21 protein-coding genes and 1 tRNA gene are annotated in these 22,994 nt (G+C 62.4%); 15 read left to right on the top strand and 7 right to left on the bottom strand.

Annotated elements, in window-relative coordinates:
* Positions 1-2: 2 nt before the first annotated feature.
* Positions 3-653 carry a sigma factor gene (locus tag LH19_RS22065; protein ID WP_054731865.1) on the top strand — a complete coding sequence of 217 codons (651 nt, stop codon included), beginning with the start codon at positions 3-5 and terminating at the stop codon, positions 651-653.
* A gap of 4 nt (positions 654-657) precedes the next feature.
* Here LH19_RS22065 and LH19_RS22060 read toward each other — a convergent pair whose 3' ends face one another.
* Positions 658-1,308, bottom strand: coding sequence for an LON peptidase substrate-binding domain-containing protein (locus tag LH19_RS22060; RefSeq protein ID WP_054731864.1), 651 nt, complete (start codon positions 1,306-1,308; stop codon positions 658-660).
* Entirely contained in the window at positions 1,308-2,219 is a 912-nt protein-coding gene (locus LH19_RS22055; RefSeq protein ID WP_054731863.1) for a tetratricopeptide repeat protein, read from the bottom strand. Before LH19_RS22055 ends, LH19_RS22060 begins: the two co-directional genes overlap by 1 nt.
* 198 nt (positions 2,220-2,417) lie before the next feature.
* On the opposite strand from LH19_RS22055, the gene LH19_RS22050 reads away from it, so the two are divergent.
* The 10 genes from LH19_RS22050 (at position 2,418) to LH19_RS22005 (ending at position 11,942) form a co-directional block, all read left to right on the top strand.
* Positions 2,418-2,492, top strand: a tRNA-Gly gene (locus tag LH19_RS22050).
* 194 nt (positions 2,493-2,686) lie between these two features.
* Positions 2,687-3,538 (top strand): hypothetical protein, encoded by an 852-nt coding sequence (locus tag LH19_RS22045; RefSeq protein WP_054731862.1) that lies wholly within the window; start codon positions 2,687-2,689, stop codon positions 3,536-3,538.
* Positions 3,539-3,715: 177 nt separating this feature from the next.
* Positions 3,716-3,889, top strand: a complete 174-nt coding sequence (locus tag LH19_RS22040) for a helix-turn-helix domain-containing protein (RefSeq protein ID WP_054731861.1) — start codon at positions 3,716-3,718, stop codon at positions 3,887-3,889.
* Positions 3,890-3,951: 62 nt separating this feature from the next.
* A complete protein-coding gene (locus tag LH19_RS22035) occupies positions 3,952-4,479 on the top strand; it encodes a hypothetical protein (RefSeq protein ID WP_054731860.1) in 528 nt (175 codons plus the stop codon).
* A 207-nt stretch (positions 4,480-4,686) separates the two neighbouring features.
* Complete coding sequence (locus tag LH19_RS22030) at positions 4,687-5,055, top strand: hypothetical protein (protein WP_054731859.1); 369 nt, start codon at positions 4,687-4,689, stop codon at positions 5,053-5,055.
* The gene (locus LH19_RS22025) at positions 5,052-6,950 is read left to right on the top strand and encodes a type IV secretion system DNA-binding domain-containing protein (RefSeq protein ID WP_054731858.1); all 1,899 of its coding nucleotides are present in this window, start codon (positions 5,052-5,054) and stop codon (positions 6,948-6,950) included. Before LH19_RS22030 ends, LH19_RS22025 begins: the two co-directional genes overlap by 4 nt.
* Positions 6,950-9,760 (top strand): MobF family relaxase, encoded by a 2,811-nt coding sequence (mobF, locus tag LH19_RS22020; protein ID WP_054731857.1) that lies wholly within the window; start codon positions 6,950-6,952, stop codon positions 9,758-9,760. The genes LH19_RS22025 and mobF overlap by 1 nt, the downstream gene beginning before the upstream one ends.
* Positions 9,761-9,800: 40 nt before the next feature.
* On the top strand, positions 9,801-10,718 hold the full coding sequence (locus LH19_RS22015; RefSeq protein ID WP_054731856.1) for a HEPN domain-containing protein: 918 nt from the start codon (positions 9,801-9,803) through the stop codon (positions 10,716-10,718).
* 223 nt (positions 10,719-10,941) lie between these two features.
* Positions 10,942-11,433 carry a hypothetical protein gene (locus LH19_RS22010; protein WP_234716000.1) on the top strand — a complete coding sequence of 164 codons (492 nt, stop codon included), beginning with the start codon at positions 10,942-10,944 and terminating at the stop codon, positions 11,431-11,433.
* Positions 11,430-11,942, top strand: a complete 513-nt coding sequence (locus tag LH19_RS22005; protein WP_054731854.1) for an RNA polymerase sigma factor — start codon at positions 11,430-11,432, stop codon at positions 11,940-11,942. The genes LH19_RS22010 and LH19_RS22005 overlap by 4 nt, the downstream gene beginning before the upstream one ends.
* A gap of 121 nt (positions 11,943-12,063) precedes the next feature.
* Here the strand turns inward: LH19_RS22005 and LH19_RS28865 are convergent, their stop codons facing one another.
* From LH19_RS28865 to wecB, 3 genes are read right to left on the bottom strand one after another with little or no spacing between them, the layout of a single operon-like run.
* Entirely contained in the window at positions 12,064-12,723 is a 660-nt protein-coding gene (locus tag LH19_RS28865; protein ID WP_145923567.1) for a hypothetical protein, read from the bottom strand.
* A 44-nt stretch (positions 12,724-12,767) separates the two neighbouring features.
* Positions 12,768-14,063, bottom strand: coding sequence for a UDP-N-acetyl-D-mannosamine dehydrogenase (gene wecC / locus LH19_RS21995; protein WP_054734131.1), 1,296 nt, complete (start codon positions 14,061-14,063; stop codon positions 12,768-12,770).
* Positions 14,053-15,168, bottom strand: a complete 1,116-nt coding sequence (wecB, locus tag LH19_RS21990; protein WP_054731852.1) for a non-hydrolyzing UDP-N-acetylglucosamine 2-epimerase — start codon at positions 15,166-15,168, stop codon at positions 14,053-14,055. The genes wecC and wecB overlap by 11 nt, the downstream gene beginning before the upstream one ends.
* Before the next feature lie 268 nt (positions 15,169-15,436).
* Here wecB and LH19_RS21985 point away from each other — a divergent pair, with 268 nt between their 5' ends.
* Positions 15,437-16,222: a metallophosphoesterase gene (locus tag LH19_RS21985; protein WP_054731851.1), complete on the top strand. Its 786-nt coding sequence runs from the start codon at positions 15,437-15,439 to the stop codon at positions 16,220-16,222.
* 33 nt (positions 16,223-16,255) lie between these two features.
* Here the strand turns inward: LH19_RS21985 and LH19_RS21980 are convergent, their stop codons facing one another.
* On the bottom strand, positions 16,256-17,566 hold the full coding sequence (locus LH19_RS21980) for a UDP-glucose dehydrogenase family protein (protein ID WP_054731850.1): 1,311 nt from the start codon (positions 17,564-17,566) through the stop codon (positions 16,256-16,258).
* A gap of 215 nt (positions 17,567-17,781) precedes the next feature.
* Between LH19_RS21980 and galU the strand changes: the two genes are divergently transcribed.
* Both galU and LH19_RS21970 read left to right on the top strand, forming a co-directional pair.
* Positions 17,782-18,645: a UTP--glucose-1-phosphate uridylyltransferase GalU gene (gene galU, locus LH19_RS21975; protein WP_054731849.1), complete on the top strand. Its 864-nt coding sequence runs from the start codon at positions 17,782-17,784 to the stop codon at positions 18,643-18,645.
* 119 nt (positions 18,646-18,764) lie between these two features.
* Complete coding sequence (locus LH19_RS21970; protein WP_054731848.1) at positions 18,765-19,469, top strand: FkbM family methyltransferase; 705 nt, start codon at positions 18,765-18,767, stop codon at positions 19,467-19,469.
* A 109-nt stretch (positions 19,470-19,578) separates the two neighbouring features.
* Here LH19_RS21970 and LH19_RS21965 read toward each other — a convergent pair whose 3' ends face one another.
* Positions 19,579-21,447 carry an acyltransferase family protein gene (locus LH19_RS21965; RefSeq protein WP_082396038.1) on the bottom strand — a complete coding sequence of 623 codons (1,869 nt, stop codon included), beginning with the start codon at positions 21,445-21,447 and terminating at the stop codon, positions 19,579-19,581.
* A gap of 168 nt (positions 21,448-21,615) precedes the next feature.
* Here LH19_RS21965 and LH19_RS21960 point away from each other — a divergent pair, with 168 nt between their 5' ends.
* Positions 21,616-22,830 (top strand): IS256-like element ISSpma2 family transposase, encoded by a 1,215-nt coding sequence (locus LH19_RS21960; protein ID WP_006954973.1) that lies wholly within the window; start codon positions 21,616-21,618, stop codon positions 22,828-22,830.
* Positions 22,831-22,994 lie beyond the last annotated feature (164 nt).

Below are 22,994 nucleotides of genomic sequence, written 5' to 3'. Positions count from 1 at the left end.
TCATGTCGGCAACAAGCGAGGCACTCGAACAGGCGGTAACGGCGTTGATCGAGGCGCGCACCGCGCTCGATACCGCACCCGGCGGACGGGCGCGGGCCGGGGTCGATCAAGCCTTCGCGCGGGTCGCCGCGCTGCTTGCGCCGCGGATCCGCTATTTTACGCGCGCCTATGGCCTTTGGGCCGACGCCGAGGAGGCGCAGCAGGCGTGCGCGATCGCGATCCACCGCGCTGCCGAACGCTACGATCCCGCGCGGGCGCGCTTCACCACCTATGTGACCTGGCAGCTCCGCGCCGAATTGCAGGCGCTTCGCCTCCGCCTGCGTGGCAACCCGCGTTGCGGCGGGGGGAACGGGGCCGCAACGCTCTCGCTCGACGCGTTGGTCGACGTGAGCGCCGATATGTGGCTCGCCGACCCGCTGGCCGAGGAGGCTGCCGAACGCGGCGCGGCCGACTGCCTTGCCGGCCTTGTTGCCGACCGCCTTGTTGCCGATTGGGCCGAACGGCGCCGCAGCCGCAACGGCGAGCGTGAACGGACGCTGGTTCGCCGCCAATTGACTGCTAGCGAAGCGTCCGATCGCCTCAATGAGAGCGAGCGCCATGTTGTCCGCCGTGCGCTGGCGGACATCGTCCGCCACGCCGCCGAACCGCACTGAATGGCTATTGCAGCGTCGCGCGTCCGTCGTCGCCGTCGAAGCGACCGAAGAATTGCATCATCTGGACAACCAGTTCGGCGCGCGCGTCGATCGGTGTCGCTTCGAGCAGCGCCTGTTTTGCCGCTGCGTCGAACGGCGCGACCTGCGCGATGCCGTTGACCAGCGTCGCATCGTCGAGCTGGCCGACCGAATCCCAGTCGACGACATAGCCCTGCCGCGCCGCGAAGCGCTTGGCTTCGCGCTCGAGGCTGGCGCGTTCGATGCTCGACAGCACCGCGTCGTCCTCGGCCTCGATCTCGATTTCGGCCTCGACCTGGCGGAAGGGTGTCGTCACGTCGAGCTCGCGGCGAACGCGAAAGCGCGCGACGCCTTCGAGCACGAGGTTGAAGCGCCCCTCGTCGAGCGCCTCGACGTCGATAATGCGGCCGACGCAGCCGATATCGTACAGCGCGGGCGGTTCGCGATGCTCTTCGCCGGGAAGCTGGCGCGGCTGGATCATCCCGATCTGCCGGTCGCGCGCGAGCACCTCCTGCACCATCGCCGAATAGCGCGGCTCGAAGATATGCAGCGGCAGATGCAGCCCCGGAAACAGCACCGCGCCGGGCAGCGGAAAGATCGCGATCCGCTGGACGGTCAGGGGCGCGTCAGCGTTCATCAACCGAACAGGATCAGCGACAGGCGGCGGCGCTGCGCCGCGACCCACGGATCCTCGAGCCCGACCGCTTCGAACAGCGACAGCAATTTGGCCCGCGCGGCACCGTCCTGCCATTCGCGGTCGGCGGCGGCGATGTGGAGCAGGTTGTCGGCGGCGGCATCGCGCTGCCCCGCGCCGATCTGCGCCGTGGCGAGGTCGAAGCGCGCCTGATGGTCGTCGGGATTGGCGGCGACTGCGGCCTCGAAGCCGGCAAGCTCGCCCGCGTCGGGGGCGTCGGCAGCGAGCGCCAGCGCGCTCTTCGCCTGCGCGACGGCGGGGTCCGCGGCGATTTCGGCGGGAACCGCGTCGAGCGCGGCCTGCGCGCTGTCGATATCGCCCGCGAGCAGCAGGGCGCGAATCATCCCGCCATGTGCGGCGGCATTGTCGGGCGCCATGTCGAGGATCTGGGCAAAGATGCTCGCGGCGCGCGGTCCGTCGCCTTCGGCGAGGATATTTTCGCCCATCTCGATCAGCGGCGCGATCTCGACCGCCCGGGCGCTTGCCGCGCTCTCGATCGGCAGCTGGGCGAGCAACTGGTCGAGAATCGCCTTGAGCTGGCTTTCGGAGCGCGCGTTGGTCAGGTTTGCGACCGGCTGCCCTTGGAAGATCGCATAGACGGTCGGGATCGACTGGACCTGGAACTGGCCGGCGATGAACGGATTGGCGTCGACATCGACTTTCGCGAGCACGACGCCCTTGTCGGCATAATCGGCGGCGACCTTTTCGAGCGTCGGGGCGAGCTGCTTGCATGGTCCGCACCATTCGGCCCAGAAATCGAGAATGACGAGGCTCGTCATCGAGGGTTCGACGACGTCGCGGCGGAAAGCTTCGACGGCTTCCTTCTCTTGCGGGTTCAGACCCAAAGTGGCCACGTGGGGATGCTCCTTAAAATCTGCGGGTCCGGCATCGGCCGGAAAAGACTCGCACCCGCTTATGTGGGATTTGCGGGCGATATGCCAACCCCTCGGCCGTCATGTTGCGGGAAAAGCATGAAGGGGGTTGCCGACTCCGAAAGCCGGTGCTAATCGCCCGCCTCACCCGCTGGGAGCCACCCGTTTCCAGCCGCCAGAGCGGGCGTAGCTCAGGGGTAGAGCACAACCTTGCCAAGGTTGGGGTCGAGGGTTCGAATCCCTTCGCCCGCTCCAGTTTCCCTAGCATTTTCAATAGCTTGAGAAATTTCGGGTTGGCGCCTGAAGACGCCTATTTCTCCGGGCTACCACCGGGCTACCACCGAAAAGATTCATCGTCCGCATTCGCCGCCGCTTGCCAACGGTTGGGCAAGCATTTGTATCTGCTCCGAGATGGAGGCAATGTGGCCTTCGCTCGCTAGGAGAAAACGGTGGAGGAACGGAAGGAAGTATTGCCGCTACGCATCGTCGCGGCGCGCTTCGTGGACAATGACGAACAGGCTGGCCTCGCCGAACTAGACCGCATCGCGGCGGATTCCTCCCGTCTTGTCCAGAACCGCTATTTAGCGCTGTGGTTGGCGCTAGTCGCGACCGCCATCTCGGCGACTCTGATGCTAATCTTGGGAACCGTGTGGACTATCAACGGAGCGCCCGGCGCCGATACCATGCTGATCATCGGGCTAGCCTGCTTCATCCTGACAATGGCCGTGGTCGCGTCGTGGCGCGCCTTTCAATATGGGGGGATCAAGGCGTCCGCTCCGCAGGACGCCGCTTATGCCAATCCTGAGGAGTCCGCAGCGCGGAACCTGGAACGACTATTTGCTCTGCTCCAACGCGAGTCGACTCTACGCGCGTTCTACCTGAAGAAGAGCGGGGTGCGGCGGTATGTCGATCACCGCTATTTCTTCGGCAAACTTCGGGCTGCCCATGTGGCGCGGGAAGGAGCGATTCGCAGCGCGCTCGTCGGCCCAGTCGGCTTCTGGTTCGGCCGCGAGCTCTTCCTCGAAGCGGACGTCGACAAGCTCATTGCGGACGCCAAGGCTCACCCGAGTCGCAAGGGAGCGCCGAAGCAGTACGATCACACCAATGCAATCATCGCGCTGATTGAGCATCCTCAGGTGCGGGCGCTCGATACCTCGAAGAAGCGCGGCAATCAGAGGGAAATCATCGAGCTGATGGAGGATTGGTATCGCGGCAGGCGCTTAAAGGTCCCCAGCCAGACGCAGCTTGCACCGTACGCAAATCAAATTTTGGAGACGATCGCGAAAAATCGCTCGTCTTAATCTGGCGCTGAATTACCGAGGAACGACGCATTTCCGTGCGTTTGTTCGACGGCAATTACCGGGGAACAGCCGCGAACGGCGGATTTCCGGTACATCCGCATGCCGTTGGAACTGCCGACGATTAGCTGCAAATGATCCTGTCGCCCGCCGCATCGCGGCACTCCAACGGAGGCGACAATGGATGAACTCGCATACTCGATTAACCGCACGGCCAAGGCGCTCGGCGTCGGCCGGAGCACAGTCTACAAGCTCATAAAGACCGGCCAGGTCGATGCGCTGAAGATCGGCACGCGAACGCTGATCACGACCGCATCCATCGCGCGGCTCACCGAGGGTCGCCCCGAGACTTGATACCGACGCGGCGAATTGCCGCCCGCGCATTTCGATCACCTCTCGATTCAGGAGGACAAGACATGTCCGTTGTTCGCAACGCTCTCCCCCGCTTCTTTTCTTCGAAGCCCAAGCCCGACATGCACATCGACGCCGATGTTCAGACCGCCATCTACATGTGGCCGATCATCGAAAAGTTGCTCGCCCATGGCGAGGATGGCGACACATACCGCGCCGCAGTCAATTTCTGGCGCTACGCCGAGCGACCGCCGCTAGCCACCTATGATGGCGATGGGAGCAACTGTCACATCGATGGTCCGCTTCAAATGGCAGGCGATTTTGATCTTCCCTTGGGCGGAGAAATCTTCAGCCGCGGCGTCACGACTGATCTCGATCCCTTCGAAGCGAACGACCTTCGCGACCATATGCGGGCCGCTATCGAGCGCGCTATTCTCGCCTGGCTTGCGGACAATGGCCGTCGCAAATCTCCACCGGCAAGAAATCCTCAAGATCGCGAAACAGCCGGCCGGGAAGCCAAGGCGATGATCGCGGACTGGGTCGCTCGCAGGGAAGCTATGCGGCATACTGCGGAGGGCCCAGATCATGTCTGAACCGGTCGCCTTTGACGGAAGGTCGCGGGGCCGCGATGCTACGCATCGGACCCGTAATTTGAATACACACCTCACGCACGGGTGCATCGAGCTTTTCCGCCAGTTTTCGAGGGTGCGATCAGAGTGCGCTTCGCCGTCGCTTTGCCGAAGCGGCGCTTTTCCGCCAAAGTTCGAGGGTGCGATCCGCACCCTCAGGGAGGCGGCGCGATGAAGACCGTCCAACATTCCATCCGCCTGCCCGCGGCGCTCGATACCGCGCTTCGCGCGCTCGCCGACCGGCAGGGCAAGACGGTTTACGCGATGCTTCGCCGCTGCGTGAAGATAGGGATCGACGGGCAGGCCAATCCCACCTTCAGCAGCTCAGACGATCGCGAACTTGTCGCCGAAGTGGCGTCGATGAGCACGCGTCTCGCCGATGTCGAACGCCTGCTCGCCCGCACCTTGCACACGGCCTGCGCCGCTTATTGCTATGCGCGTAGCGCGGCGATGGGCGGCGGCAAGAGCGATGAGATCATCACCGCCGAGACGAACCGGGCTTATGACCGGCAGCGTGCCGCGATGGCGGAACGGCCATGAGCGAGCCTCACGATCTCCGGCTTCATGCCGAGACGCTGCGGCGTCATCTTCGCTACAGTCAGACACGGCGGTTCAAACGACAGTTCGCGATCATGGTTTCGTCGATCGCGCTCGGCGGTTTGGCGGCGCCCTATCTGATGCTCGACCCGAGCATCCTTCGGGACACCGGCACCCATTATCACGCGAAGATGCTGTCATGGTTTGCAGGCGACGGCGGCGATCCCGGGATCGTCATCCGTTACGAGGGGAGAGACTATCTGAACCCTGCTCGCACGGTCGCGACCGATCCCTATTTTGTCAGCCGGGCGAGCATTGCCAAGTCGTTTGTCATGCGCGGCGCCATGCTGGGGTTTGTCGCATGGCTGTCGTGCCTGTTCCTGCTCCGCGATGTCGCCGCGCGCAGGCGCGAACGCGCGCTACGCGATCGCGTGATCGACGGCACCAAGGTGACGAGCGAGAAGGCGCTTGTGAAGCTGGCGCGAGCCGAAGCCGGTTCGCATCCGCTGGCGATCGGTCCCGTCCCCTTTCCCCGCCGCCTCGAAACCCGCCACATGGCGATGGTCGGCACGACCGGCAGCGGCAAGACCACGGTGCTGCGCCAGATGCTCGACGGGATCGCCGCGCGCGGCGAAGCCGCGCTGGTCTACGACACCAGTGGCGAGTTCATCGCCCACTACTTCCGACCCGAGTGCGGCGACATCATCCTCAACCCCTTCGATGCCCGCTGTGTCTATTGGTCGCCCTTCGCCGAGATCGCCCATCCCGCCGACGCCGATCGCATCGCGCACCAACTCGTCACGGAGACCAGTGATAAGGACAAGGATGTCTGGCTGGAGACCAGCCGCATACTCGTTGCCAACATGATCCGGGAACTGTGGAGGGAGAAGAAATGCACGCTGACCGATCTGCTTGAGGCGCTGCAGAAAATGGACAAGGACAAGCTCAAGACCTGGCTCAAGGACACGTCGTCGGCGCGCACCTTCTCCGACGACGCCGATCGGGCCACCGGCAGCGTGCTCTTCATGCTCGCGAAGGCCGCGAACCTGATCCAGTTCCTTCGCATGCCAGAGGAAGGCGAGAAGGTCTTTTCGTTCCGGGAGTTCATCGCCGGGCTCGACGAGACGAAGGGCGCGAAGCCCTGGATCTTCGTCCCGCGGAAGGAAGAACAATTTGCGGCATTGAAGCCGCTGCTCGCCTGTTGGCTCGAATGCGCCGCGAGCGCCATGTTGGGCCTTGCTCCGTCATCCGACCGGCGCGTCTGGTTCCTGCTCGACGAACTTGCCGACCTGCCCCGCGTCGACAATCTGACCCGCCTTCTGCCCGAGGGCCGCAAGTTCGGGGCGGCGGTCGTGCTGACCTTTCAGGGCGTCGGGCAGATGCGGCACCGCTATGGCGACGACCTTGCCGAATCCATGCTCGGTTGCTGCAACACCAAGCTGTTCTTGCAGATGGGCGATGGCGAGTCCCGACGCTGGGCGAGCGACACGATCGGCACCTGCGAAGTCGAAGTCCAGACCATGACCGGCGCGCTTGGCGACGGCGACGACAAGCCGCGGATGACGCTCGGCCGCCAGCGCAAAACCCGACCCGCCGTGTTCGAAAGCGAACTCCGCCTCGCACGCTACCAAGGCTATTTGCTGTTCCCCGACGGGCTCCCGGTCGCGCGCATCGCACTCACCGCCGACCATATCGAGAAACGGGGCGAGCCGCGTCAGCCCGCCTTTGTCGCCGCAAACCCGGATACGACCCTCTGGCACCGGCCGCTGGAGGCGGCGCCCAAAGAAGAGCCAGACAGCGCTGTTCCGCCCCCGGTCGAGAAGCAGGTCGTCGAAAAGCCGAAAGCAGGGAAGAAGCCGCCGGCACCCCCGCCGGCTGACGATGGTGGACCGATCTGATGGTCGCGTCGGTATCGGCGCTGACCAGCTCGGCGCAGGCGAGCAGCTATTATGAAGCCGACGATTATTACGCCGATGGCGGGCTGTCGCCGTCCGAATGGCATGGGAAGGGAGCCGAGGAGCTTGGGCTGTCGGGTGACGTCGATCGCGACGCCTTCCGCGAGTTGCTCGACGGCAAGGTCGCGGGTCAACAGCTCGGCACGGTTCGCGACGGCCAGCTCGAACATCGCCCCGGCTGGGATGTGACCATGAGTGCGCCCAAGTCGGTGTCGATCATGGCGGAGGTCGCGGGCGACCGGCGGTTGATTGAGGCACATGGGCAGGCGGTGAAGACGGCGCTCGCGCATGTCGAGGCGCATATGGCCGCGACCCGTGTTCGGCATGGCGGCAGCGTGACGCGCGAGGCCACCGGCAATTTGATTGTCGCGAGCTTTCAGCATGGGACGAGCCGCGCGCAGGACCCGCAACTCCACACCCACAATGTCATCATGAATGCCACGCAGGGCAAGGCTGGCTCGTGGCGCAGCCTGGAGCCGCGCGCGATCTATCAGCTCCAGAAGCAGATCGGCGCCATCTACCGGCAAGAGCTGGCCTTGAAGGTCCGCGAGCTCGGCTATGAGATTGCGCCGGGCAAGGAGTCGATGTTCGAGATCAAAGGCGTCTCGGCCGACGTGATGGCGGCGTTCAGCACCCGTAGCGCCGAGATCGAGGCGGCGCTCGGCGAGCGCGGAACTTCGCGCGAGGAGGCAAGCGCTGCCGAAAAGCAGGTCGCCGCGCTCGATACGCGGCAGGCGAAGGGGGCGGCCGACCATGGCGCGCTTGTCGCTGACTGGCGCGAGACCGCCGACCGGGCCGGGTTCAATGCCGAGGCCCGGCTGGCCTTGGTGCGTGAGGCCGAAGCGAGGGCCGCGAGCGGCCTTCACTCTCCCGATCCATCGATCGCCGATCGCACCGTCGCCCATGCCGCCGACAAGCTTGGCGAGCGGCAGTCGGTGTTCTCGGTCGCGGCGCTGCATGAGGAGGCGGGGCGGGTTGGACTTGGAAAGGTCGGCTATGCCGAGATCGACGACGCGATCGGGCGGGCGACGAAGGAGGGCGAGCTCATTGACCGTACCTTCGTCGATCGGCGCGGCGCGGCGTTCTCTGGGTTCACGACCCGCCAGAATATCGCGTCCGAGAAGACGTTGCTGCATGTCGAAGCGCGCGGGCGTGGTGCGCTCGCGCCAATCGCACCTCCCCTCGCCGCCGCCAAGGCTGTCGCCGGTGCGGCGGCGAAGGCGGAGCGGTCCGGCTTTGGCTGGAATGCCGACCAGAAAGCGGCAACCGAGCAGCTTCTTACCAGTCGCAACCGCATCACCGCGGTCCAAGGCTATGCCGGGACCGCCAAGACCACGACGGTGCTTGCGACCTTCGCGCGGGAGGCCGAAGCGCGGGGCGTGTCGGTGGTCGCCCTGGCGCCGACGGCATCGGCGGCGATGACACTCGGCGAGGCACTCGGCACGCGCAGCGATACCGTCGCCCGCCATTTGCTTGTGCCGGAAGGTTCTGCACCCAGCCAGCCGGTCGCATGGATCGTCGACGAGGCGTCGCTGCTGTCGGCGCGCGATACCGCGCAGCTGTTCGAGTTGGCCGAGCAGCATGAAGCACGGATCATTCTGGTCGGCGACGTGAAACAGCTCGGATCGGTCGAGGCTGGCGCGGCGTTCGCCCAGCTCCAAGGCGCTGGCATGGAAACCGCCAAGCTCGGTGAGATCGTCCGGCAGAGCAACGCGGCGACCAAGGAGGCCGTGCTCGCCTCGATCGAGGGCGACGCGAAGGAGGCGCTCGCGGCGCTTGATCGCGGTGGCGGCCAGATTGTCGAACGTGCCGATCGCATCGGCCGCTTCGCCGCTATCGCCGAGCGCTATGCCGGGCTCGACAAGGCGGCGCGGACGCGAACTCTTGTCATCGAGCCCTCGCGCGAGGGACGTGATGCGCTGACAGCAGACATAAGGGCGGCGCTCGTCAGGTCCGGCGCGCTTTCCGGTCCTACCGTCGCCGTCGAAAGCCTTGTCAACAAGGGGCTCACCCGCGCCGAGGCGCGTGACCCCCTAAGCTACGACAGGGGCGATGTCGTGCGCTTCGCCCGCGACTATGCCGACAAGGGCGTCGCGCGGGGCGAGGCCTATCGCGTCGAGGCGGTCGATCCGGCGAAGGCTACGATTGCCCTCAAATCCGAGGATGGGCGCGAGGTCGACTGGCGACCTCGCCAATGGGGCGCCGGCAAGGTGCAGGTGTTCGCGCCCCAGTATATGGATCTAAGGACCGGCGACAGCATCCGCTTCACCCGCAACGATCGTGACGCCGGGCGGATCAACGGTGCGCGCGGCGAAATTACCGCGATCGACGAGCAGGCGCGAACCGCGACGGTAGTTGGCGCGCGGGGGCAGACGCAGACCCTAGACCTCGACGCGGCGCGCGATCGACATATTTCCCACGCATATGTCGATACCGCCTTCGCCGCGCAGGGACGCACTGCCGAGCATGTCATCATCCACGCCGACAGCCGCGCCGCCAATCTGGTCGACCAGAAAAGCTTCTATGTCGGTATCTCGCGCGCGAAGGAGTCGGCGACGATCGTCACCGATGATCGCGCGAGACTGACATCGGCGATCAACGAGCGCGCCGGGGTCGTCCAGACTGCGCTTTCACAGGCACCCGCGGCGGGGGCCGCCATGGCGCAAGCAGCCATCGCTGCGCCCGCTGCCAACCAAGCGATCAGCGCGGCGGTCTCGCAAGCCTCGGCCTCGTTGCCCGGCATGGGGCTTTAGCTCTTGCCAAAGCGGCCGATCTTCCCGAAGATTCCGCTACATGCGTAACGATCTCACCCATCTTCCCGCCGCCAAGCAGCGCGAGCTCGAACGGATCGTCGAGACGATATTCGACGAGTTCCGCGGCGCGACCGAGAACGCGACGGGACCCCGCAAGGGCGCCCGCATCCTCAAGATTATCTTGTTCGGTAGCCACGCGCGAGGCGACTGGGTCGATGCGCCGCTCTCGGCGAATCAGTATAAATCCGACTATGACATCCTCGTCATCGTCAGCCAGAAGGAGATGACCGACCGCGCCGCCTATTGGGCGACCGCCGAGGAACGGCTCATTCGCGCCTACACGATCGAAAAGACCATCCACACGCCGGTCAACTTCATCATCCACAGCCTGCACGAGGTGAATGACGGGCTCTCGCATGGCCGCGTTTTCTTCATGGAGGTCGCGAAGGACGGGATCGCGGTTTACGAAGCTGACGATAGCGAGTTGGCCAACCCGAAGCCGAAAACACCGAGCCAAGCGTTGGCCGCGGCAAAAGATTATTTCGACGAGTACATGCCGGCGGCTCAATATTCTCTCGAACGCGCGCGAAAGAGCGTCGGTGACAATCAGCTTAAATACGCTGCCTTTGATCTCCATCAAGCGACGGAACGACTGTACCAAGGACTGCTGCTCACCCTGACATTGTACACACCGTACAACCACAACATCGCCTTCCTGCGTTCGCTCGCAGAGGGGCTCGACCGTCGCCTTTTTGGTATCTGGCCGGAGGGGACCCATCGCGAGAGGTCGATGTTCCAAAAGCTGAAAGAAGCTTACACGAAGGCAAGGTACTCAAAACATTACCGGATAAGCGAAGAGGAACTCACCTGGCTCGGCGAGCGAGTGGAGGAACTTGGTCGCGTGGTCCATCAGGTCTGTTCGGACAAGATCGCCGAGCTTGAGGCGGCGGCGCGCTGATAGGCGCTTGACCCGGATCCGCTTGCCGGGACTCCCGGATTCTGACATAATCCGTCTCACGGAATGGGACGACTGGCGGCCATCCCGGGGATTATCCTGCCAGGCATCATGTAGGTCCGGCCGCGTGTCGGACGGTTGCTGATAGCCGCTCAGGCGGCACCACAGCGAACACCGCTTGCCTATCCGCGCGCAATCGCGCGGACCGCCGCGGTGCGAGCTGCAAATGATACCCCCAATAACCGACGTTTACGCGCGCGAAGTCGTGATGGCGCGCGTCGGCCACCTCATCCGGCGCAAGCAGCACGAAATCGAGCGTATCACCCGCATCCTGCGCGGCCTGTTCGCCCCCTCGCAGGTTCAGGCGCCCGAGCCGGGACAGATCAAGCGGATCATCCTTATCGGTCCCTACGCGCGGCGATCCTGGTACGAAGACAGCCGGACGATCGAATTTTCCGATTATGAATTCTGGGTCGTCGTCAATCATCCGCTCTTCACCGACGAGCGTTGTTGGCGGCGCGCGTGCGCGACGATTGACCGCGAATTGGGCAATCGCTGTGCGGTCGATGTCGAGATTTACTCGAAGTCCGACATCCGCGCGGCAAGGGCCGAGGGCGACACCTTCATTCTCGATCGGATCGAGGGCGGGATCACCCTCTACCGCGCGTCGCGAGATGCGTCGCTGCCCATCGGTGAGCGCGGGGGAGACCAGCCATGACCGCTGCGGGACCCTACCCCACGTTCGAAGCATTCTACCGGGCGGAGCATGATCGGATATTCCACTTCTTCCGGAGGAAAGTTGGGCGTGATGAAGCTCCGGACCTCGTCCAGGAGGCATTTACCTGTGTGCTGCGAAGCGGGACTTTCGATAGGCTCGAAAATCCCAATGGCTATTTGACGCGGACGGCTCGCAATCTGATAATCGACCGGGCGCGGACTTGGCATCGAAAAGGTTGCATGCTCCATCCATTGGACGAGGCCCGCGATGCTCCGCTCGCTCCGGAACAGGAATGGAAGATTGAGGGGCGGGAGATTCGAGCAGCCTATCGTCGAATGCTACTAGATCTGCCGAGACGAACCCGACGAGTGTTCCTGATGCACCGGCTGAAGGGCATGTCCTATCGAGTGATCGCCGATCATATCGGTGTTGGGGAAAAGTGCATTGAGTATCACATGATGCGTGCGCTCGCCCGATTTAGAAAGGCGGTCGCAATTCGGCGAGAATAGACGCGAGAGTGACTTTCTACAAAAGGGTTCTCCGCGCACCTGATGCATTAAACTGCCGTACGGCTCTACGGGCGACATAGTCCTGGATCTTGCTGGAATTGCTAAGGCACCGTACCCATCTTCACAGAACGTTGAACGAGAGCATGGTGAAGCGGGCCGGACCCGTAGCAAAGACGCCATGCCCTCTCCCGCCGCGAGAACCGAACAACAGGCCAACACGGTCCGCTTCGGAAAGCGCCGCCCGAAACTCTGCCGGATGCAAGCCGGACTGCTGGCCCATTACTGAGCCCCAGTTTGGAGCGTCGAGGCGAACCGTCAGTTCGTAAAGCCCGGGCGCAAGGGGCTGCATAGTCGAAGTGGCAGCAAACCAGCGAAAGAAGTCATATCTTCCCTTGGCCGTCCAACTGTCGTTTTTCCTCTGGAAATATAATGTTATAGCTGCCGTCCGGTGAGGAAATTGGCGCGGAATGAATTTCACTTCGGGTGCGGCATCAATTCGATAACGGACCACGATCTTTGATTTTCCGGCCAACGGACCACGCCGAACGGTCACATAGTGCACGTGGCCTTGCGTTTCAGAGGGGTAAGGGAAATCGAAGAACCAGCCTTTACCCTGTGGCGTCGGGTGGCTCGGTAATCCGACGGAGTAGTTTGTACCCCGGATTATCGGACCGATCTCCCATTCGGCGGCAGATTGGGCTTGCGCTGGCGTGGCAAGCGCGAGCCCAAAGGACAGGGCAATTGCCCATCTTAAACTCTTGCAGCGCCCGTCATTGATCACGCAGATTCTTCTGCTCTGGATGTTCCATCGGCCAGTCTTCTACCCTAAGCCAGTTGATGAACGCGACCGAGATTTTCACCTTCCGGCTGATCAGGCCACAGCCCGCGCGTGTCATATACGGTCTTGTCCAAGCGTTCCTCAAGCGGCACCGATTTGAACACGTCATGATCGACAAGAACAATCAGAATTTCGCATTCGGAAAGTGCGTCGTCGAGTTCGACCAGTTTAGCTCCGGTGCCAGACAATTCATCCGGCAGAGTTTTCGCATAGGGCTCGACAAGCTGAATACGCGCGCCAAACTCGCGGACGAGCGCTGCGGCGATCTCAACCGCAGGGCTCTCGCGAAAATCATCTATATTCGGTTTGAAGGCGAGACCGAGGACGCCGACCCGGACGTCAGGAAAGCGCGCGATCAGCGCGGACGTGGCGGCGATGACATGCGAAGTTTTCGCGAGGTTCACTTCTCGCGCGGTGCGGATCAGCCGACTTTCGTCGGGAGCGCCGTGGACGAGGAACCAGGGATCGACCGCGATGCAATGGCCGCCGACGCCAGGACCTGGCTGCAGGATATTGACACGCGGGTGGCGGTTGGCGAGGCGGATCACGTCCCACACATCGACGCCCATCTTGTCGGCGATCATCGACAATTCGTTGGCGAAGGCGATGTTGACATCGCGGTAGCTGTTTTCGACCAGCTTGACCATTTCGGCGGCACGCGCCGTGGTGGTCACGCAGGCGCCGCGGACGAACCGTCTATAAAAGGTCATCGCACGGCGCGCGCAGCGCGGCGTGATGCCGCCGATACAACGGTCGTTGTCAACCAGTTCGACGAGGATGCGCCCCGGCAGCACGCGCTCGGGACAATAAGCGAGAAAGATGTCGGGGGTGCCCGAGCAGCGTCCGGGAATCTTGAGGTCGGGGCGCTCGGCGGCGAGCAGTTCCGCCACCTTCTCGGTCGTGCCGACGGGCGAGGTCGATTCGAGAATGACGAGGTTTCCGGGTTCCAGCACCTTCGTGATCTTGCGCGCGGCATCGAGCACGTAGGTGACGTCGGGACGATGCGCTTCGTCGTGTGGTGTCGGGACGGCAATGACATAGGTGTCAGCCGCGACGGTTTCGGTCGAGGCGACGAGTGCGCCGCGCGACACGACACCCTGGACGAGGCCGTCGAGATCGACTTCCTCGATATGGACGCGGCCGCTGTTGACCGTTTCGACGACATGCGCGCTGACGTCGATGCCCGTAACCTTGCAGCCCGAACGGGCGATGAGCGCTGCAGTGGGCAGGCCGATATATCCCAGCCCGACCACGGTAACTTTATGTTCGATATCAACCGGCACGCGCGACAATCTCCGCAATCTGGGCTCCCGCCGAGCCGTCGCCGAAAGGATTGTGGGCGCGGGCCATGGCGGCATAAGCATCCTCATCGTCTAAAAGGCTGAAAATTTCGGTAACGATGCGGTCGCGGTCGGTGCCTACCAGTCGCGCCGTGCCCGCGGCAATGCCCTCAGGGCGCTCGGTTGTTTCGCGCATCACGAGCACTGGCTTGCCGAGCGAGGGCGCTTCTTCCTGCACCCCGCCGCTGTCGGTCAGGATCAGCTCGCTGACGCTGAGCAGGCGGACGAAATGGGGATAATCGAGCGGGTCGATCAGCGCGACGTTCGCCAGATTGCCAAGGATCGGCTCCATCGCGCTGCGCACCTGCGGGTTGGGATGGACCGGAAACACGACGGCGACATCCGGGCGGGCCGCGATTGCCGCGATCGCCTCCGCGATCGCCTTCATGCCTTCGCCGAAATTCTCGCGACGATGCGAGGTAACGGCGACGATGCGCTTGCCGGTAAAACGGCGAACGAGCGGATCGAGTGCCGTTGCGAGGGTGGGCTCCGTGTCAATTCGTGCCTTGGTGGCGAGCAGGGCGTCGATTACCGTATTGCCGGTAATATGAATGCGATCCGCGGCAACATTTTCTGCGCGGAGCGCGGCAGCGGCGGTCTCGGTCGGCGCGAAATGCAAATCGGCGACCGCGCCCGTGACCTTGCGATTTACCTCTTCGGGCCATGGGTGGTAAATGTTTCCGCTGCGCAGCCCGGCTTCGACATGGCCCACCGGAATCTTCCGGAAATAAGCTGACAGCGTGGCTGCCATGGTCGTCAGCGTGTCGCCATGGACGAGGATTCGATCGGGTTTTTCAGCGTCGAAGGTTTCGCCCAGGCCCGTTACCAAGCGCGCAAGCAAGCCATCGAGTGTTTGGTTCGGTTCCATGACGTCAAGGTCGATGTCGGGAACGATTCGCGCGATATCGAGGACTTGGTCGAGCATCGCACGATGCTGCGCAGTTACGCAGACGCGGACGTCAATGTCCGGCTGACGCTGCAGGGCATGCACGACCGGAAACATTTTGATTGCTTCCGGTCGCGTCCCGAAAACCGTCATGACCTTCATACAGCAGGACTCCTGCGGGCTGGCGACATCAGCGGCAACGCCCCGAGTTTCGTTGATGAGAGTTTAGGCTCAAAATCTTGCAGCGCTCTTAAGTTGAACGATTTTCAACAACGCATTTGGTAGTGCTGCGGCGGTTATTGCAACAATTGCTTCGTTTCGGCGTATATTGTCACTTGGGATTTTAGCGCCTAGGGGGGCAGGTGTCGTCGCGAGAGCGGATGGCTGCGGCCGCCAATGGCGTATGGACGGCAGATCGGTTGGACTTTTCATGTTCTGGAAACGAAATAGCAAACCAGTCGGGGTGGCTCGTGGCAACCACGCCATTCCGGAAGGTCGTCGTGTTTATGCGATCGGTGATATTCATGGCCGCGACGATCTGTTCGCCCAGATGATGGACCTGATCCGCGCCGACCACGCACGGCGGGGTCCCGCCGACCTTACGATTGTCCTGCTCGGCGATCTCATCGACCGCGGTCCTGCATCGGCGGCCGTGGTGGAGCGCGCGATTCGCCTGCGCGAAGAGTTTCCGGACACCCGCCTGCTGATCGGCAACCATGAGGAATGTTTTCTGGCTGCCTTGACCGGCGACGTGCGGCGCCTGCGCTATTTTATGCGGATCGGCGGCGATGCGACGGTACGCAGCTATTGGAACGACGACGGAAGCCTCGATGCCGCAAGCTTCGAGGAAGTGGCCGAGCGGCTACCCGATCTGGTGCCCGCTGAACATGTCCGGTTTCTCGGAATGGGCGAGGATGTAATCGAAATCGGTGACTATGCCTTCGTCCATGCTGGCATCCGGCCCGGCGTGCCGTTGGAAAAGCAGTCAATGACGGACTTACGCTGGATACGGGATGAATTCCTCGACGACATGAGCGAACATGGCAAAATGATCATACACGGCCATAGCATTTCGGCCGAACCCGACGAGCAGATGAACCGGATCGGGATCGATACCGGCGCTTTTCGGAGCGGGATACTCGCCGCAATCTGTCTTGAGGGTGAAGCCAGGCGCTACCTGTTTGCGCGCGAAACCGAACTACAGCTCATAGCTTGATCCATCCGGCAAAACTGCGGGCCGCGCCAGCCCTTATTCGGCGCGGGTTCCAATAGCGATGTGGCGAAAGCCATGCCGGAGGACTTCGTCGCGGCGATAGATGTTGCGGAGGTCAACGAGCAATTTGTCGGCCATGCTGCCGCCAAGCCGCGCGAGATCGAGCGCGCGGAAGGCGTCCCATTCGGTGATGATCGCCACCGCGTCGGCGCCTTCGGCTGCGGCATAGGCGCTCGCCTTCATTTCGACCTCGGGCATCATCGGCGCCGCGATCTCCATCCCTTCGGGATCATAAGCGGTGACGCGCGCGCCGGCGTCGAGCAGCGTCTGGACGATCGCGAGGCTCGGCGAATCGCGCATGTCGTCGGTGTTCGGCTTGAACGTCAGCCCGAGCAGCGCGACCGTCTTGCCGCGCGCGTTGCCGCCCATCGCCGCGATGATCTTGCGGCCCATCGCGCGCTTGCGCAGGTCGTTGGCCTGCACTGTCGCCTCGACGAGGCGTAGCGGCACTTCATTGTCCTGCGCGGTTTTCAGCAGCGCAAGCGTGTCCTTAGGGAAGCAACTGCCGCCATAGCCGGGACCGGCGTGGAGGAATTTCGCGCCGATCCGATTGTCGAGGCCGATGCCGCGCGCGACGTCCTGCACCTCGGCGCCGACGGCCTCGCAGAGATCGGCGATCTCGTTGATGAAGGTGATCTTGGTCGCGAGGAAGGCGTTGGCGGCATATTTGATCATTTCGGCGGTGCGCCGGCGCGTGACGAGGATCGGGGCTTCGTTGAGGAAGAGCGGCCGGTAAACTTCGCGGAGGACGGACTCGCCGTGCGCGTCTTCGGCACCGATCACGATGCGGTCGGGGCGCTTGAAATCGCCGATCGCGGCACCTTCGCGCAAGAATTCGGGATTCGAGGCAACGCTGTGCGCGCGCCCCGGTGCGCCCTCGCGCAGGATACGCTCGACCTCGTCGCCGGTGCCGACCGGGACGGTCGATTTGGTGACGATCACGCAATCATGGTCGAGCGTCGCCGCCAGTTCCTCGGCGGCGCCGAAGACATAGGAAAGATCGGCATGGCCATCGCCGCGGCGCGACGGCGTCCCGACCGCGATGAACACCGCGTCGGCCCCGGCAACCGCAGGCGCAAGATCGGTGGTGAAGGACAGGCGGCCCGCCGCGACATTCTTGGCCACCAGCGAATCGAGGCCGGGCTCGTAAATCGGCATCCGCCCCGCGTTCAGCGCCTCGATCTTGCCGGCATCCTTGTCGACACAGACGACGTCATGGCCGAAATCGGAAAAGCACGCCCCCGATACCAGCCCGACATAGCCGGTTCCGATCATGGCGATTTTCATGCAAGACTCCTTTATCATGATGCGTTTCATCGACGCTAACCGGGCGCGTCAGTAGGGATAAATCGGGAAGCCGGAAAGGGGGTTGGGGTTTGATTTTTGGGTGCGGCGAAACTTGCGCTCCCTTCGGCCCTGCGCCCCAATGCATTCGCCGCGTTCAGTCGTTGAATGGGCTATATTGTCTTTCTTTCGACATTAATTGCCGATAGGCGGCGCCGATGAAGCCGATCCGCAAAGCCGTCTTTCCCGTCGCCGGTCTCGGCACGCGATTCCTGCCCGCGACCAAGGCGATCCCGAAGGAAATGCTGCCCGTCGTCGACCGGCCGCTGATCCAATATGCGGTCGACGAAGCGCGCGAGGCGGGGATCGAGCAGATGATCTTCGTCACCGGCCGCGGCAAGAGCGCGATCGAGGATCATTTCGATATCGCGTTCGAACTCGAAAAGACGATGTCCGAACGCGGCAAGGATCTGTCGGTGCTCGAACCGACCCGCCTCGGCCCCGGCAATTGCGCCTATGTCCGGCAACAGGAACCGATGGGGCTCGGCCATGCCATCTGGTGCGCGCGCGACATCGTCGGCGACGAACCCTTTGCGATCTTTCTGCCCGACGAATTCATGCACGGCTCGCCCGGCTGCATGAAACAGATGGTCGACGCCTACCATCGCGTCGGCGGCAACCTGATCTCGGTGCTCGAAGTGCCGCGCGCGCAAGTCTCGAGCTACGGCGTCATCGCCCCCGGCAAGGCCGACGGCGCGCTGACCGAAGTCACCGGACTCGTCGAAAAGCCCGCAGTCGCCGACGCGCCGTCGAACCTCATCATCTCGGGCCGCTATATCCTCCAGCCCGAAGTGATGCGCGTGCTCGAACGGCAGGAAAAGGGCGCCGGCGGCGAAATCCAGCTCACCGACGCGATGGCGACGATGATCGGCAAGCAGCCCTTCCACGCCGTGACCTTCGACGGCACGCGCTATGACTGCGGGTCGAAGGCGGGCTATATTCAGGCCAATCTGGCCGTCGCGCTCACGCGGCCCGACATGGCGGCCGACGTCCGCGCCTTCGCCGTCGACCTGCTGAAATAGAGATCGCTTGCTGGACGAATTGAAACTAAACGTCAGTTATTTTGCTATGCAAACATTCTGCCACGTCGGGCGGTGCGGATTTTGCACGACGACCGCTGACGCGTTATTGGGGATTTTGAATGATCGAGTTTGCAAGAAAAGTCAGAGATGCTCTATTCGCCGCCACCCACCGGAATTCGGTCGTCGATGTCGCGGGCATCACGCTTACGCTCGACAATGCGTCTCCCCGGATGCGCTATGTGATGCACAAGGGCTATGAGACGGAGGATGCCGAACTCGCGTCTGCCGTCCTCGACGAAAATGACGTGGTGCTGGAAGCAGGCTCTGCCACAGGTTTTCTGGCGATACATTGCCTGAAGAATATTGGCGTCAGATCATATGACATGGTTGAAGCCAATGAAGAGATGATCCCAGTGATCCACCGGAATTTCGAACTCAATGGTCTTGCGAGCCCGAAACTTACACACGCGGCAGTCGCAGCGGTAGACGGCACGATATCGTTCGGCATCAACCGCGACTTCTGGTCGTCCAGCACGACGTCTCGAAAGGGCGAGCGACGCGTTTCGGTTCCATCACGCTCGCTGCCCTCGCTGGCGAAAGCCATGGCAGTGCCGCCCACTGCGTTGGTGATGGATATCGAGGGTGGAGAAGCGGCGATCCCTCTCGATCATTTTCTGCTTTTCGAGAAGATCGTGATAGAGACGCACCGCAAGCTCGTGGGCGATCAACCGATCGAAAAGCTGCTGGCGTTTCTGGCAGAAAAAGGCTTTGCCGAGATTGGCCGCAATGGCGGTAGCTACGCATTTCGAAAGAGCGCGGCCTAGGCTCGCGCTGCCGGCCATTTTTGCCGCGGCCGCCCTCCGGCCGTGCAATGAAGCCCTTCGGTAATGGTCCGGTCCCCCATTCGATCCTGCCAAAGCGGGCACGATGCGGTTATCGCCGCGCTTCGAAATCCTGATTCAGGAGGCGTTCGATCATGCGGGCGCCGGACAGCGTCAAATGGGTGTCGTCAAAATAGGCTGGATCGCCGTTGGCATCGGTAAGGCGGCACACAGGATCGCACATCGTCGCCGCGACCTCGATGATCGGTACGCCGCCATTGCCAATCGCGTCGAGTTTGGCGCGATTGAGCTTGTCATATTCAACGAGCGTTTGCCGGGGCAGGGGTTTGCCATGGGCGTCGTGATCATAAAGGCTCACCAGCACATTGCCCGAATAAATCGGGACAGGGGCGATCAGAACGGTCTGGACTCCCGCCGACCGCAAGCGGTGCGCCGCGTCCAGGATTATTGCGGGATTCAGGTTCTTCGGCGCGAAATGAAGATATACCCGGTCGGCATTCTTCCGTTCCGCTTCGTGGACCAGCCAATCGGCGTCGTTGCCGCCGGAGATCAACGGCGTGTTATCGACCGAAAAATATGTGGCAAATCCGTTTTGGGAAGCCGTTTTGGCGAACGTCTGTTTGATCGAATCCGAATGGCTGTCGCCGATCAATAAAACGGTCTTTTCGCCCTTTCCGATCGCGCAAAGGCTTTCACCTGGCGATTCTATTCGGAACATCTTCCCGCACCGATAGGTCGACCGGTCGGTGGCGCCGGCGAATATCTGCCGCTGCTCGCCCGAAAACCGCGTTTGTTGAAGCGAGGGAGCCAGAATGGCCGTGCCGGCCAGGGTGGTCGCGACCAGGACGGCGCGCTTGGCAGTATAGATTTTTGGGCCCGGTCGTTCGAAACACCCGTAAAGCGCCAATGCGGCCGCTCCGATCAAAACGAGCGAAACCAGGAAAAGCGCGACGCTGCCTCCGCCGGTGATCGTTCCTCCAAAGGGTCGATAATGCAACAGAACGAGCACGGGCCAATGCGCCAGATATAGCGAATAGGAAATATTTCCGAGGCGTTGCAAGGCGCGGCCGATTGCCGATTCGACAAAGCGACGATCGAGCGGATTGGCCAGCGCGACGGCGGTGGCTCCGGATATCGCGAGCGCGGCAGCGCCGGGATGTCCATATAATATATCGCGCGCGTCGACACCCAGCGCGATAAGAGGAATGACGGTCATGGCAGCGAGGGAGGCGGCGCCTACGCGCTTGTCGGCAGGCCCCGACCAAGTTGCCGCAAACATGCCAATGGCAAATTGCCACAGGCGTGTGGGGACCATGAAGAAGGCAGTTTTGGGGCTTACCGTGAGAACGACCAAGCAAAGCGCGAACGATGCCAAGGCGATGCCGACAAGCAGCCAGCGCCGGTCCCGGCAAAGCCAGGCAATGAGCGGAAAAGCGATATAGAATTGAACTTCGACCGCCAGCGACCAAAGGTGGAGCAGAGGGTTGAAATTGTCCTTGGAAAAATATGAATTTTGTAGCCAATATCCGATGTTGGAGGAAAAAATCGACGCAAACGCAGCCTGGTGCGCGGTTTGAGCGAAGTCGATCGGCAATGTAACCCAATACGCGGCGATCAACGTGAAGAATATCGTAGCGAAATAGGCGGGCAGCAGGCGTCGCGCGCGTCGTTGATAAAAGCTCACCGCAGAATGATCGTTTCGATGCAGCTTCTGCATCAGATACCCGCTGATCACAAAAAAGATATCAACCCCCAGAAAACCGGAAGGCAGGCCGGCTATTCCCAGGTGAAAAAGAAGCACCAGTGTGACGGCAAGCGCCCGGAATATCTGAATATCCCCACGATATTCACCCATTATTTTTCCCTGTGCAAAGTGGCAGCCGACCGGGTTGGCGGACAGGAAGGTCAAAAATATCCGCGCCCATTCTGTCGCAATTACGGACCGGATGGTCCCGTTCATCGCGAAATGTTGTTAGCGTCCGCGCTCGTGGTGTAATTTCCGGTGTAGGCGATGGTGTATTCCGGGGTGGGGCATGCCCCACCCCGGAATGCGGCGTCGCTGGTGGCCACCGGGTTCATCGTTATGGTGGAGTTTGCACACTTCAACCGTGACGAAGAGGAGTTCCCGATGACCGAGGACAGATTACTGATCGAAGAGCTTGCTGCGAAGGGCGGCCAACCGGATTTTTTGCGCACCATCGCCGAGAACGTGCTGCAGCTGATCATGGAGGCCGACGTTGATGGCCTGATCGGCGCGGGTCGCCACGAACGCAGCAGCGAGCGCGCGACCTGGCGCAACGGCTATCGCGACCGTTCGCTGGATACCCGGGTAGGCACGCTGAACCTGAAAATCCCCAAGCTGCGTGCTGGGTCCTACTTTCCGGGCTTCCTTGAGCCCCGCAAGATGGTCGAGAAAGCGCTGGTTGCGGTGATCCAGGAAGCGTGGATCGGCGGGGTCAGCACCCGGCGGGTCGATGAACTCGTCCAGGCCATGGGCATGACCGGCATCTCCAAGTCCACCGTCTCCAAGCTTTGCAAGGACATTGACGAGCGCGTCCATGCCTTTCTGAAACGCCCGCTCACCGGCGAATGGCCGTATCTCTGGCTCGATGCCACCTATCTCAAGGTACGCGAAGGCGGGCGGATCATCAGCGTTGCCGCAATAATCGCCATGGCCGTCAACACCGAGGGCCGGCGCGAGATCGTCGGCCTGCATATCGGCCCCTCGGAAGCGGAGGTCTTCTGGTCCGACTTCCTGAAGGACCTTGTTCGGCGCGGTCTTACCGGCGTGAAGCTGGTCATCTCCGATGCTCACGAGGGCCTCAAGGGCGCGATCACCCGCGTCATGGGCGCCACCTGGCAGCGCTGCCGGGTGCACTTCATGCGCAATGCCCTGTCCTATGTGCCCAAGGGCCAGAACACTGTCGTCGCCGCCGCGATCCGCCAGGTCTTCCTGCAGCCCGATCAGAAAAGCGCAACGCAGGTCTGGCGACAGGTCGCCGACCAGTTGCGCACCCGTTGGCCCAAGCTCGGCGCCTGCATGGACGAGGCCGAAACCGACGTGCTCGCCTACACCGGCTTTCCCACCCAGCACCGCACGAAGTTACACTCAACCAATCCGCTCGAGCGGCTCAACAAGGAGGTCAAGCGCCGCGCCGACGTCGTCGGAATCTTCCCGAACGAAGACAGCATCATCCGCCTCGTCGGGGCTGTGCTGATGGAGCAGAACGACGAGTGGCAGCTCCAGCACCGATACATGCAGATCGAAGGCATGGCCGAACTCAACCAACCCATGATCGAGGAGGAAAATCAGCCCCTACACATCACCGCCAAAGCCGCCTGACGATGGCCCACGGCCACAGCCGAAATTACACCACCTTGACGGACGCGACCGAAATGTTCCTGCCGATACATGTCGCAAGCTACAAGACAAATCTTTGGGCTTGCCGTCGGTCGAGGCATGTGGTTGTAGCGCCGGACGCGTCTCGGCTGCAATTGTCGCGGGTC

It is taken from the genome of Sphingopyxis macrogoltabida, from assembly GCF_001314325.1.
GTDB classification, from domain to species: domain Bacteria; phylum Pseudomonadota; class Alphaproteobacteria; order Sphingomonadales; family Sphingomonadaceae; genus Sphingopyxis; species Sphingopyxis macrogoltabida.
This window is presented reverse-complemented; position numbering and strand designations above follow the sequence as displayed.